8 protein-coding genes, 1 tRNA gene, 1 other RNA gene and 1 pseudogene are annotated in these 13,588 nt (G+C 74.3%); 9 read left to right on the forward strand and 2 right to left on the reverse strand.

The window, feature by feature from the left end:
- The 7 genes from ACPOLA_RS18755 to ACPOLA_RS18785 all read left to right on the forward strand — a co-directional run.
- Positions 1-804 (forward strand): hypothetical protein (locus ACPOLA_RS18755; protein WP_435772030.1); only part of this gene is annotated, 804 nt, incomplete at its 5' end.
- 116 nt (positions 805-920) lie between these two features.
- On the forward strand, positions 921-1,247 hold the full coding sequence (locus ACPOLA_RS18760) for a WXG100 family type VII secretion target (protein WP_435772031.1): 327 nt from the start codon (positions 921-923) through the stop codon (positions 1,245-1,247).
- A gap of 27 nt (positions 1,248-1,274) precedes the next feature.
- Positions 1,275-1,571, forward strand: a complete 297-nt coding sequence (locus tag ACPOLA_RS18765; RefSeq protein WP_435772032.1) for a WXG100 family type VII secretion target — start codon at positions 1,275-1,277, stop codon at positions 1,569-1,571.
- Between the two features lie 97 nt (positions 1,572-1,668).
- Positions 1,669-3,051, forward strand: coding sequence for a type VII secretion integral membrane protein EccD (eccD, locus tag ACPOLA_RS18770; protein WP_435772033.1), 1,383 nt, complete (start codon positions 1,669-1,671; stop codon positions 3,049-3,051).
- 6 nt (positions 3,052-3,057) lie between these two features.
- Entirely contained in the window at positions 3,058-4,497 is a 1,440-nt protein-coding gene (eccB, locus tag ACPOLA_RS18775) for a type VII secretion protein EccB (protein WP_435772034.1), read from the forward strand.
- A complete protein-coding gene (locus ACPOLA_RS18780) occupies positions 4,494-5,741 on the forward strand; it encodes a S8/S53 family peptidase (protein WP_435772035.1) in 1,248 nt (415 codons plus the stop codon). The genes eccB and ACPOLA_RS18780 overlap by 4 nt, the downstream gene beginning before the upstream one ends.
- Positions 5,742-5,857: 116 nt before the next feature.
- Entirely contained in the window at positions 5,858-10,825 is a 4,968-nt protein-coding gene (locus ACPOLA_RS18785; protein ID WP_435772036.1) for a metallophosphoesterase, read from the forward strand.
- 25 nt (positions 10,826-10,850) lie between these two features.
- On the opposite strand, the gene ACPOLA_RS18790 is transcribed toward ACPOLA_RS18785, so the two are convergent.
- Positions 10,851-11,612, reverse strand: a complete 762-nt coding sequence (locus tag ACPOLA_RS18790; protein ID WP_435772037.1) for a DUF8692 domain-containing protein — start codon at positions 11,610-11,612, stop codon at positions 10,851-10,853.
- A 229-nt stretch (positions 11,613-11,841) separates the two neighbouring features.
- Positions 11,842-11,930 (reverse strand) — tRNA-Ser (locus ACPOLA_RS18795).
- Positions 11,931-12,033: 103 nt separating this feature from the next.
- On the opposite strand from ACPOLA_RS18795, the gene ffs reads away from it, so the two are divergent.
- Both ffs and ACPOLA_RS18805 read left to right on the forward strand, forming a co-directional pair.
- Positions 12,034-12,124, forward strand: an RNA gene (gene ffs / locus ACPOLA_RS18800) — signal recognition particle sRNA small type.
- An 86-nt stretch (positions 12,125-12,210) separates the two neighbouring features.
- Positions 12,211-13,588, forward strand: a pseudogene (locus tag ACPOLA_RS18805) (DNA polymerase III subunit gamma and tau); the annotation flags it as partial.

Raw genomic sequence — 13,588 nt, forward strand, 5'->3', positions numbered from 1 at the left:
GGCGCGGTCGCCGCCGCCGTCGCCCGCGCCCTGGCCGACCCGGCCGACGGGGCCGAGGAGGGGCTGCGCGTGTGGCTGGCCGTCGGTGCCCTGTGGTTCGTGGTCGCCGCCCTGGCCGCGCTGGCCGGCGCGGCGCCGCAGGTGGTGTGGGCGGTGCTCTACGTGCTCGCCGTGCTCGCCGCCCGGTTCGTCCCGGAGATCGCGATCGACGTGCCCGACCAGTACCTCATCGACCTCGAGCGGCTCGCCGTCACGGCCTGGTCGGCGCGGGAGCGCCCGACGGGCCGGCGCGGTCGGATCGTCGTACCCCCGCAGGCGGTGGCCGCCGTCGCCGCGCGAGGCGCCCGGACCACCGGCGCGGCCTCCGTGGCGATCCTGGCCGTGGTGGCCCTGTCCGCGCCGCTGCTGCTGCGGACCGCCGACCTCCCGCTCGACCGCGTGGGCGCGCGCTGCCTCGTCGGGTTCGGCGGCTGCGCGCTGCTCCTGGCGGCCCGCAGCTACCGGCACGTGCTGGCCCGCCGGCTGCTCCGCGCGGCCGGCGTGCTGTCGCTGGCCGCCGTCGGCCACGCCCTCCTCGGGCTGCTCGCCGCCGACCACCGCGGCCTCCTGGCGTTGGTCGTCTCCGCCTCGGTCGCCCTGGCGGCGGTGCTGGTGCTGGTGGCGGTGCTGGTCGGCCGCGGATGGCGCTCGGCGTGGTGGTCGCGACGCGCCGAGATCGCCGAGGCCCTGTGCGGTGCCCTCGCCATCGCCTCGGTGGTCGTCGCGGTCGGCTTCTTCCGCGAGCTGTGGGAAATCACGGGCTGAGGTTTAGCGGGTCCGCCGCCCGGGGTAGCAGCCCCGCGTCGGCTCTTTGGCACTGCTCGGGAGCCAGTCCACAGATCCCCCCGCGGCTGCGGCCGCTTCCAGACCGAGGAGCAGACATGACAGGTTCGAACATCGAGTTCGGCCACGCAGAGGGCGCGCTCAAGACCATCGCCGACCGGGTCGTCGAGGCCAAGGCCGAGTTCCAGCAGCACTCCAACACCCTCGACGGCCAGATCGCGGCGCTGAAGGGCAAGTGGGAGGGCGACGGCGGCCGGGCGTTCATGATCCTCCACCAGGCGTGGACCGAGAAGCACAAGGTCGTCACGACCGCCCTCGACAAGTTCCACGCCTCGCTGACCGAGACCGAGCGCGACAACGTCGCGGTCGACCAGGCGGCCGGTGGCGAGATGAACAAGCTCATCAACAAGCTCGGCTCGCTCTGAGCCCGACGGACCAACCAGGAGACAGACATGAGCCTCGACGGACTTCGCGTCAACCACGGTGAGCTCTCCGCCGCCGCCCAGAACATGTACGCCACCGTCCAGAAGCTGGACGAGACCCTCAACAACCTCGAGAACGACATCGCTCCCCACGTCGCCACCTGGTCCGGCGACCAGCAGGAGGCCTACCGCGTCTCCAAGGCCGCCTGGGACTGGGCGATGCGTGAGATGCGCGACCTGCTCGACGAGAGCCACCGGACCGTGTACACGTCCAACGACGAGTACATGGCGGCCGACCGGCGGGGCGCGGCCCGGTTCGACTTCTGAGCCACCCCACCAGCACCGGAGGGGCCGACGCGGCAGTGTCGGTCCCTCCGCGCATGTCCGTACGATGCGGTCCGGACTCTCGGGAGAGGCGGAGCAGATGACACAGGCAGGCCGGCCGGGCGCGGCGATCGCCTCGGGGCTGGTCCGGGTCACCGTCACCTCGGGCAGCCGGCGCGTCGACCTGGTCCTGCCGGGCGCGGTCCCGGTCGCCGAGCTGCTGCCCGAGCTCGCCCGCAGCGTCGGACTCCTCGAACCGGCCACCGTCCACGGGGGCTACCGCGTGGTGACCGCCGACGGCCGCACCCTCGCCACCGACACCGGCCTCACGCTGCAGGGGGTGGAGGACGGCGGCCTACTCACCGTGACCGCCGGGGTCGACGACCCGCCGCCCCGGGTCTACGACGACGTGGTCGAGGCGATGACCGACGTGGTCGAGCACGACCTCCAGCCCTGGCAGCCGGCCGCCGGGCGTCGTACGGCGCTGGTCGCGGCGGCCCTGCTCTTGGTCCTCGGCGCCGCTGCCCTGCTCGTGCAGGGCGACTCCGACCTGGCCGCCTCGGCTGCGGCACTGGTCGCCGCCGCGCTGTGCGCCGGGGCGATCGTGCTCTCCCGCGCGCAGCACGAGGCCGAGGCGGCCGTGGGGGTGGCCTGGCTGGGCGCCGGCTACGCCGCCGTCGCCGGCATGATGTTCGCTCCCGACGGCGCCGCGCCCCTCGCGGAGCCGCTCGCCCTCGCCGGCGGAGGGGCGCTGCTCGCCGGCGCGGTGTGCGCGGCCGGACTCGGCGCCGGCCGGACGCTGGTCTTCCCGCCGGTCGTGATCGGCGCGGTCGCGCTGGCAACCGGCCTCTACCTGCGCTCCTCGCCCGACGGGTTCGAGGCGGCGCCGCTGCTGACCACGGTGCTGGCGCTGGTCGTGATGGCGGGCAGCATCTTCCCGTGGATCGCGCTCGGGGCGACGACCACCCGGGTCGACCAGCTCTACTCACCCGCCGACATCACCGCCGACCCCGACGACGTCGAGCCCGAACGGGTCGCCGCCGACGCGCGGATCGCCCACGAGATCCTGCTGGCCATCACCGGCACCGTCGGCCTGCTCCTGGTGCTGGTCGCGCCGCTCGCGGTGAGCCTCGGCGTCGCCGGCACGCTGCTGGCGGTCGACGCGTGCCTCGTGGTGATGCTCCGGACGCGGCAGTACCGCACCGGCAGCGAGGTCCTGGTCGGCCTGGTCTCGGGCATCGCCGGGCTCGCGGCCGCGGCGGTCGCCGTGCTGGTGCTCTGGCCGGAGTGGCGGCCGACCCTCGCGGTCGTGCTCGCGGTCGCCGGTGCGCTGCTCCTCGCACTGACCCTCGTGCCGTCCTCCCCGTCGGTGCGCCGCGGCCGGCTGGGCGACGTGCTGGAGTCGGTCGCCCTGCTGGCGCTGCTGCCGCTGCTGGTCCTGGCGATCGGGCTGTTCGGCTCGGTCAACGACAAGCTGGGCTGAGCCGCGATGGCCACCAAGAAGGACCTCGTCGAGGCCTACGCGTTCAGCCGCCGGCGGCTGGTGACCGCCTTCGTGTCGGGTGCTCCAGGCGGGCGCGAGGTGGAGCCGGCACGCCCGGCGCGGATGATCGTGGGCGGCGCGGCCCTCGCCGTGCTGCTGGTCGCGGGCGCCGCGGTCGCCGGCGCGCTCAGCGACCGTGCCGACGTGGACTGGGACGAGCCGGGACTGGTGACCGACGACTCCGGCGCGCTCTACGTGATCCTCGACGAGGAGGACACCGACGGCGAGCCGCTCCTGCGGCCCGTCATCAACGTCACCTCCGCCCAGCTGATCCTCGGCTCGGAGGAGTCGGCGCAGAAGGTGCCCACCGAGGAGATCGCCGGCGCCCGCAAGGGCTCGCCGATCGGGATCCTCGGTGCCCCGGCCACCGTGCCGCCCTCGAGCGAGCTGGTCAACACCGGCTGGACGGCCTGCACGGGCGACGGGCTCGGCATCAAGGCCCACGTCGGCGACGACGGCGAGGTGCGGAGCACGCCGCGCACCGGCTTCGTGGTGCGGGGGGCGAGGAGCCGGGACCACTTCCTCCTCGCGGAGGCTCCGGCCGCCGAGGGCATGCCGGCGCGGGCCTACCGCTATGCGATGCCCGACCGGGAGGACCAGCAGGTCTACCAGGCGATCGGCGTCGCGACGCCGAGCGAGGCACCCACCGTCCCGGAGGAGTGGCTGGGGCTGTTCCCCCAGGGGGGACCCCTCGACGTGGAGGGCCTCGGCATCGCGGGCTGGGGCGAGCGGGTCGACCGCGCCACCCGGCAGGAGTACGGCTTCCCCGCCGGCGCGCGCTACGGCGACTGGTTCCAGAGCGGTCCGCGGGTGATCGCCGTCGCCCGCGACGGGTTCGTGGAGCTGTCGAGCTTCGCGGCCGCCGTGCTGCAGAGCACCCCGCTCGCCGGCCGGTTCCCCGAGGAGCTGCCGCGACCCACGACCGCGACCTTCGGCGAGCAGCCCTACCTCGCGTCGCACTGGCCCGAGGAGCTGCTCGAGGAGGCACCCCGCGACGTGGAGCTGTGCGGCGTGCTGGAGACGTCGGAGGGCGAGGAGCCCGCCGCCCGGCTGGCGGTGGAGCCCGAGGGCGCGGCCAGCGCGGAGGCCGTGCCCGCCAACGGGCAGGAGGCGACGGTCGACTCGGGCCACGGCGCCCTCGTGCGGTCCGCCGACTGGATCACCGACGACGGCGGCTCGGTCCACCTGGTCGACGACCGGGGCTTCAGCTACCCGATCGCCAGCCAGGACGAGATCGACAGGCTGGGCTACGGCCGGGTTCCGCCCGTCGTGGTGCCCGACTCGTGGAACAAGCTCTTCACCGCCGGCCCGGAGCTGTCGAGGGAGGCCGCGCTGTGCCCGCCGGCCGCCGCCGCGTCGGCCAGGCAGGCACAGACGTGCTCATGACCCGCCGATGCCTGGTGGGCCTCGCCGGGGCCGCGCTGGCCTTCTCGCCGCTGCCGACAGCGGATGCGCACCCCGTGCTCGTGCCTCGGCCGGCGGCGGTGGTCGCCGCCGACGAGGACTGTGCCGACGTCACCTCCGAGCGACGCGACGACCCGCGCGTCACGGGTGACAACGAGGGGCACCTCGCCCTGCACGTGGCCCAGGCCCAGGAGCTCGCCCGCGACCGCGGGCGCCCTGGGGCGGGCGTCACGGTCGTCGTGGTCGACAGCGGCATCGGCATCGCCCGCGACCGGGTGCCCACCGGCCATGCCCCCGCCGAGCTGCAGACCGCCCACGGCCTGACGGCCGCCGGCATCGTCGCCGGGCCCGACCAGCAGCGCCCGAAGGTCCCGGTCGGCATCGCCCCCGGAGCGAGGCTCGTCGACGCCCCGTTCTACGACGCGCCGCACGGTGAGGGCGACGAGGAGTCCCGGCGGCCGATGGCCGGCGCGCTCGCCGCCGCGCTCGACGCGGTCCGGGCACGGCTGGGTCCCCGGACCGTCGTGCTGGTCCCGGTCCAGGTCGAGCCGACGCCCCAGCTCGAGCGGGCGGTCGGCCGCCTGGTCCGGGCCGGGGCGCTCGTGGTCGCCCCCTCCGGCGACCGCCCCGAGGAGGACCAGGGGACGCCCTACGACGCCTACGCCGGCGAGCCGGAGCCCGGCGAGGACGTGGTGGACCGGGTCTGGCCCGCCGGGCACCCCGGCGTCGTCTCGGTCGGCATGTCGCGTCCCGAGGCGCGGCCCCTCGCGCTCCGCAACTCCGGGGTGGACCTCGCTGCCCCCGGGATCGGCTCCGTCTCGATCGCCCGCGACGGCGGCCACTGCGTCGTCGGCTGGGACTCCACCCACTGGTCCGCGGCCCAGGTGGCCGGCGTCGCCGCGCTCGTGTGGTCCTACCACCGCGGCGACAGCGCCGAGGAGGTACGGCGCCGCCTCGAGCGCACCGCCAGCGGCAACGGCGATCGGTCCAGCCCGGTGACCGGCCACGGCGTCGTACAGCCGGTCGAGGCGCTGCAGCGGCGGCTGCAGGGCATGGCCGACGGCATGGAGGAGCGGGAGGTCGTCGCGCGAGCGCAGCCGCCGGCCGAGCGCGAGGACGTGCTCGCCGCGACGCGCAAGGACGCCGTCTGGTGGGGGCTGGCCGGCGGCGGCGCGCTCGTGGTCCTGCTCGTGCTGCGGCCCGTGCTCGCCCGCCGCCGACGCTGAGGCCCGGCCGACCCCGGCACGTGCCCTGACGGCACCGGGCCGTTCACCCGGAGTTGGTCACGGCGTCAGCGCCCGTCGATAGCGTCCGCGCGCCGCCCCCTCCCGAAAGGCCACCGATGCCTGCGCCGCTGCGCCCTGCCCTGACCGTCCTCGTGTCGCTCGCGACCCTGCTCGCCGGACTCGGCGTCGTCCTCACCGCCGCACCCGGCAGCGCGGCGGCGACCGCACCGCACACGCTGCTGGTCACCGAGATCGCACCCGACCACGCGGGCTACGACGACTACGAGTACATCGAGGTCACCAACACCTCCGACGCGCCGGTCGACCTGGCCACCGACGTCGCGCTGGCCTACGTGAACGGCGCGACGGCGACCCCGCTCACCGTCGACCCGACGCACCCCGACCCCACGGACGAGTCGGCGGTCGGGACGACGCTCGCGCCCGGTGCCACCGGCGTTCTGTGGCTGACCTACAAGTCGGCCACCGTGGACTCGGCGGCGCGCACGGCGCAGCAGTTCCGCGACTTCTGGGCCGGCGTCGCGGCTGAGGGCCTGCCCACCGACCACCTGCTGCTGCGCATCACCGGACAGGCCGGGATGGCCAACGGCGGCGACCGGGCGATCCGGGTCGCTGACCGCGACGGTGCGGTGGTCAGCAGCTCGCACTACCCGGCCGGGTCGGTGTCGACGACCAGGACCGCCCACTTCGGCCGCCCCGCTGACGGCGTCGCGGCGCGCCACCTGCCGGCGCTGACCGCACCGACGCCCGGAGCCGTCGACCCCGAGCAGCTCGAGGTCCCCGAGCCGGAGCCCACCGACCCGACCACCGGGCCGACGGACCCGACCACCGGCCCGACGGACCCGACCACCGGGCCGACGGACCCGACCACCGGGCCGACGGACCCGACGACCGGGCCCACGGACCCGACGACCGGGCCGACGGACCCGACGACCGGGCCGACCACCGGGCCGACCGACCCGCCCGGTCCCTCGGTGCCCGAGCCGGGCCCGGTCCCGCCGCCGGACCCGTCCCTGGACGCGCCGATCCTCCAGGTGACCGAGGTGGCCCCCGACACCGCCAACGTGGGCGGCGCCGACGGCTACGAGTTCATCGAGCTCTACAACGGCTCCGACCGGCCGGTGAGCTTCCGCGACTTCACGATCAACTACCTCTACATCGACGCAAGCCTGCTGACCACCAACTCCACGCTGTGGCCCGCCGTGCCGAGCGACCCGGTGATCGAGCCGGGGCGGACGCTGGTGCTGTGGATCAAGAACGCCGCGAACGGCCACCTGCGGGCCGCCGACTTCAACGCGCACTTCGGCGCCCGCCTCACCGCCGGGACCGACCTCGTGGAGATCAGCTCGGGCGGCATGGCCAACGGCGGACTGCGCGGCATCCAGGTGATGACCAACACCGGCCACGACGTCAGCCGCGCCTACTACCTCAACGGTGACCAGACGGTCGCCGACAAGCCGATCCAGTACCGCTGGGAGTCAGGAACCGCGCAGACGCTGGTCGGCACCGGCACTGCGACGCCGGGCTACGCGGCGCCCGACCAGGTGCCGGGCGGGCTCGTGGTCACCCCCGACGACACCACCGCCCCCGCCGTCACCGACCTGACCGGCGACGAGAGCGCCAACCTCCCCGACACGGCGGGGCTCGACCTCGGGTTCCGGGCCACCGACGACCGGCTCGTGCGCACGGTCCGGCTGACCGTCGACAACGACGTCGACGAGCCGGTGACCCGGCTGCTGCAGTTCGGCGCGCCCGACCAGTACCTCTACTCGATCCCCGAGGTCGACCTGTACGGCAAACGGTGGGTGGACTACACCGTGACGGCCACCGACGGCACCAACGAGACCACGATCGGCCCGGTCCGGGTCCGGCTCGCCGAGGGCGGGGCCGCGCCGGTCCGGCTCGACCTCGAGGAGGGCCAGTACGTCGGCGGCCCGACCCGCGTCACCGCCACCACCGAGGGCGACCCGGCCGCACTAGCGCTCGACGTCGACGGCAGCCCGGTCACCGCCACGGTGCCGGCGCTCGAGGCGGCGCCGTACTTCGCGTTCGAGGCGACCAGCACCGACGCCTTCTTCCGCAACGGCGTGAAGCTGGGCGAGGAGGTCCTCACCGTCTTCGACCAGGGCTTCTACGACCGCGTCGAGACGGTCACCGCGAAGGTGCCGGTCGACCAGGTGGTCCGCGGCGAGCCGCTCACCGTCGGCATCTACGCCGGCACGAAGGCCTGGCCGGAGCCGTCGGTGGAGAACAACGACGACTTCGCGGCGATGAACCTCAGGCTCGCCCTGCCCGTCGGACGCGTGCTGCGGCCGGTGACCTGCGCCAAGGCCGGCGAGTCCGCCGGCCAGGAGGAGGCGGCCACCCCGTGCCCGGCCGACGCCGACACCCGGATCGGCTTCAACGACAGCGGCCTCGTCTACTTCAAGGCGACCTTCGACGTCCCCGCGGACGCCTTCGACTCCGTCGCGCACGTGTGGGACACCACGGCCGTGGCGGACGGCGAGCACACCGTCACCGCCACCGCCGGTGACACGAGCGTCAGCCGCACCGTCCGCGTCGACAACACCGCGCCGGCCGTCGAGCCGGTCGGGGTCGCCGACGGAGTCCGCAAGCGGGGCCCGTTCACGATCGACGCGACCGCCACCGACGCCGGCTCGGGGATCCCGCCCGGCGGCGGCCTCACCGCGACCCTGGACGGCAAGCCGATCCCGCTGCCCTTCGAGACGTCGTCGCTCGACCTTGAGCCCGGCGAGCACCGGCTCGAGCTGCGGGTGAGCGACCGCGTCGGCAACGAGGCGACCGAGACCGTCGACTTCACGACCGCCGACGAGAAGCCCGCGGTCGAGCTCGGCTCGCCCGAGGACGACGCGTCGGCCACCGAGGGCGAGGTCGAGCTGAGCGCCACCGGATCCTCTCCCGAGGGCGACGAGCTCACCCTGCGCTTCCTCGAGGGCCACACCTTCGTGCCGACCGACGCGGAGGTCGGTGCCTTCGAGGGCACGACCGGTGTCGCCCGGGGAACCGACCGCAGCGGCCGGGTCGTGCTGACCGACGAGGAGCTCGGCCGGCTCGGCGAGACCGACGGGATCGTGCACGAGGTGTCCTCGGACACCGAGCTGCCCTACCAGCTGTTCACCGTGGCCGTCCCCGCCGACGCCGGTGCCGACGCCACCGCACGGCTCAGCTGGAGCGGTACGGCGAACGACGGCACGAAGGTGCTGATGTACGTCCGCAGGGCCGGCGGGGGCTGGGACGAGGTCGACCGGCACCTCACCGCCGACGGCGGCGCCTTCGACCTCGAGGCGCTGGTGCCGACCGCCGGGCACGCCGAGGCCGGCGAGCTGACGGTGCTGGTGCAGCACTCCGAGGGCTTCGCCGGGCCGCAGCACTCCACGCGCGACAGTGCGGTGGCGCCGTACCACCCCGGCGCTACGCCGCGGTCGTCGTACGACTTCACGATCGGCTGGATGTCGGACACGCAGTACTACAACGAGACCGAGGACTACTACCCGCACCAGCGGGCGATCAACGAGTTCCTGCTCGACCAGCGCGAGGAACTCAACCTGCAGTACGTCATCCACACCGGCGACATCGTCAACGTCGCCACCGAGGAGCGGCAGTGGCTCAACGCCGACCCGGCGTACGACCTGTTCGACCAGGCCGGCCTGCCGTACGGCGTGCTCGCCGGCAACCACGACGTCGGCCACCACGACAACGACTACGCGCACTTCTCCCGGTGGTTCGGTGAGGCGCGGTTCGCCGGAAACCCCTGGTACGGCGGGTCCCACCAGGACAACCGCGGCCACTACGACCTGGTCAGCGCCAACGGCGTGGACTTCCTGATGCTCTACATGGGCTGGGCGCCGGGCGACGAGCAGATCGCCTGGATGAACGACGTGATCCGCCGGTATCCCGAGCGGAAGGTGTGGATCAACCTCCACGAGTTCATGCTCACCACCGGGGGCCTCGGACCGATCCCGCAGCGGATCATGGACGAGGTCGTGGCGACCAACCCCAACGTGTTCGCGGTCTCGTCCGGGCACTACCACGACGCCTACACCCGCACCGACGAGTTCGACGACGACGGCGACGGGACGGCCGACCGGACGGTGCACTCGATGCTGTTCGACTACCAGGGCCTGCCCCAGGGCGGGCTGGGCTACCTGCGGCTGCTGCACTTCGACCACGCCGGCGACCGGATCGTCGTACGGACCTACTCGCCGTCGCTGAAGGACCACGACGCGGAGGACCCGTCGCTGGCGCCGGACCACCAGGCGTTCGAGATCCCCTACGCCGCGGCGGGCATCGAGCCGGCCACCAAGACGCTCGCGACGGACGCCTTCCGCGCCGACATCCTCACGACCCGGGAGATCGCCGTCCGCACCGACGTCCCGTCCGGCTCCACGCAGACGGTGGCGTGGGACGACGCGACGCCCGGCGAGCACGGCTGGTACGTCGAGGTCACGGGTCCGCACGGCGGGGTGGACCGGTCGGAGGTGCGGACGGTCGTCGTGGGGGCGCCCGACGCGCCGACGCCCGGCACCCCGTCGATCAGGGGGTCCGTCCGCGTCGGGTCGACCGTCACCGTGAGGCCCGGCGACTGGCCGGCCGGCACCCGGCTGACCTACCGCTGGCTCGCCGACGGAAGGGCGATCCGCGGGGCGACCGGGCGGAGCCACCGGGTCTCGAGGTCGCTGCTCGGCGACAAGCTGTCGGTCGCCGTCACCGGCCGGCTGCGCTCCTCGGCTCCGGTGACCGTGCGGTCCGCGGCCGCCGTGGTCAGGCCCGGGCGGCTGAGGCCGGGGGCGCCGTGGATCCGCGGGGAGGCGCGGGTCGGCGAGCGGCTCACCGCCCGTCCCCGGTCGTGGGAGCCCGGCCCGGTCCGGCTCCACTACGCCTGGTACGCCGGTGGGCGCCGCATTCCGGGCGCGACCGGCTCGTCGGTGGTGGTCAGGCCCGCGCACGCCGGCAAGCGGATCACCGTCAAGGTGCGCGGCCGCAAGCCGGGCTACGCGGACGCCGTCCGCTACAGCCGGCCGACGGAGCGGGTCCGGCGCCGGTAGCCGGAGGCGCGTCAGTCGTCGGCCGTCAGTCGTCGGTCGGCGCGAGGGTGGTGCGCTCGGCGACGGGTCCCGCCAGGGGCGCGCCGGCGAGCGTCACCTCCGGCTCACCGCCGCCCCAGGTCAGGGTGAGGGTCGGCCGCAGCTCGCGGAGGAGGGTCAGCAGCGCGTTGACCAGCAGCAGGCCGCCGGTGATCTCGAGCGACTCCTCCATGGTCATCACGGCCAGGTAGCTCAGCGCCGCTCGGCCGTCCTCGACGACCGAGCCGCCGATCATCTCGAAGACGACCGCACCGGTGAGGTAGACGACGATCGCGAACACGAACCTCGGCAGCACCGCGTGCGACAGCGAGGCGAACAGCGGCGTGAAGTACACCGCGCCGGCCGCGAGGAGCAGCAGGGCGGGGATCAGCCAGGCGAAGTAGAGGGCACCGAAGTCCAGCCCCAGCCCGTTGCGGAGCGGGCCGGTCGCCATGTCGTGCAGCTGCGAGGTCTCGTCGACGGCCATGAGCAGGAAGACCGCCGCCATCGCACCCCACCGGCCGGCCATCCGACGCCCGCGCAGGCGCAGCACCACCGTGACGAGGAGGGCGAGGCCCGCACAGATGGTGAGCACGAACGAGGAGAACCAGGCGGCCAGGTTGCCCTCGGCGTTGAGGTCGAACTGCCGCACCATGCCGAGCTCGGGGTCGACGCCCCACACCTCGCGGACGACGAGGCCGGCCACGTGCCCGAGGAGGAGCACGGCGGCGCAGCCGGCGAGCAGCCGGAGCAGGCGCGACGAGGTCATCCGGCGACCCTAGGCCAGACGTCCCCCATCGCGTGGCGGTTCGGCGGGGACTGTGCGGCGGGTTACGCGGCGTCGTACGCCGTCGCCCGCAAATGCCGGACGGCGCCGACTGTCGTCGACGCCGTCCGCTGGCGGAGGTAGGGGGATTCGAACCCTCCGAGATCGGTAGAGCGCTGTTGACCCAACCCGCAAATGCCGGACGGCGCCGACTGTCGTCGACGCCGTCCGCTGGCGGAGGTAGGGGGATTCGAACCCCCGAGGGCTGTTAACCCAACCCGCTTTCCAAGCGAGCGCCATAGGCCACTAGGCGATACCTCCGCGGAGGAGCGTACCGGCGAGCGCGGGGCGGGATGAAATCGCCTCCGGTGGGTGGGCCGGCCCGGACTACGGGCGCCGGGGGGCCGTCGTCTAAGGTGGTGCCAACCCCCCGTGTGGCGGCATCTCACCCAACTCCCCCAGGGCCGGAAGGCAGCAAGGGTAAGTGGGCTCTGTCGGGTGCGCGGGGGGCCTCTGCTTTTTCTGGGGCCTCGATCCGGAGCTCGGGCGGTCGGGATGTCCCCGTGTCGGGAGCGCTCGTTAGTGTTCACACGTGGACTCCCCGCTCGCGCTCTATCGCCGCTACCGGCCCGAGACCTTCGCCGAGGTGATCGGGCAGGAGCACGTGACCGAGCCGCTGCGAGCCGCCCTGGCCGGCAACCGGGTCAACCACGCCTACCTGTTCTCCGGCCCCCGCGGCTGCGGCAAGACCACCAGCGCCCGGATCCTGGCGCGGGCGCTCAACTGCGAGCAGGCGCCGGTCGCCGACCCGTGCGGCGAGTGCGAGAGCTGCCGCGACCTCGCGCGCAACGGTCCGGGCTCCATCGACGTGATCGAGATCGACGCGGCGTCCCACGGCGGCGTCGACGACGCCCGTGACCTGCGGGAGAAGGCCTTCTTCGCGCCCGTGAAGAGCCGCTACAAGGTCTACATCATCGACGAGGCGCACATGGTCACGACGCAGGGCTTCAACGCCCTGCTCAAGCTCGTCGAGGAGCCGCCGCCGCACCTCCGCTTCATCTTCGCCACGACCGAGCCGGAGAAGGTCATCCCGACCATCCGCTCGCGCACCCACCACTACCCGTTCCGGCTGATCCCGCCGCGGCTGCTGACCAGCTACCTGTCCGAGCTGTGCGAGCGCGAGGGTGTCGCGATCGAGCCCGCCGCGCTCCCACTCGTCGTGCGGGCCGGCGCCGGGTCGGCGCGCGACACGCTGTCGGTGCTCGACCAGCTGCTGGGCGGGTCCGGGCCCCAGGGGGTCACCTACGACCTCGCCAGCGGGCTGCTGGGCTACACCCCCGACACGCTGCTCGACGACGTCGTCTCCGCCTTCGCCGCCGGCGACGGGTCGGCGGTCTTCAGCGTCGTCGACAAGGTGGTCGAGACCGGCCAGGACCCGCGGCGCTTCACCGAGGACCTGCTGCGGCGGCTGCGCGACCTGGTCATCGTCTCCGCGGTGCCCGACGCGCCCGCCTCCGGACTGATCGACGTGTCCGGCGACCAGGCCGACCGGCTGGTCGCGCAGGCTGCCGCGTTCGGCCGCGCCGAGCTGACCCGCGCCGCCGACCTGGTCGCCGCCGGGCTGACCGACATGCGAGGCGCCACCGCGCCGCGGCTGCTGCTGGAGCTCATCTGCGCCCGGATCCTGCTGCCGGCCGCCGACCACAGCACCGAGGGTGTGCTGGCACGCCTCGACCGGCTCGAGCGCCGGATCGCGATCAGCGGCACGCCGTCGCCCGACGCCGTCCCCACCGCGGCGCCCGCCGCGGTGCCGGGGCAGGACCGTCCCGCGCCGTCCCGTGCCGAGCGGGCCGCCCCCGAGCGCTCCGAGCGTCCCGACGTCGCGGTCCAGGCCGCCCAGGCCCACACCGCGAGCACCGCCGACACCGGCCCGGCCGACACCGCCCCGGCCGACACCGCCCAGCCCGCGGCGGCCGGCC

Origin of the sequence: Nocardioides proteolyticus, assembly GCF_051280635.3 — a bacterium.
Taxonomy (GTDB): domain Bacteria; phylum Actinomycetota; class Actinomycetes; order Propionibacteriales; family Nocardioidaceae; genus Nocardioides.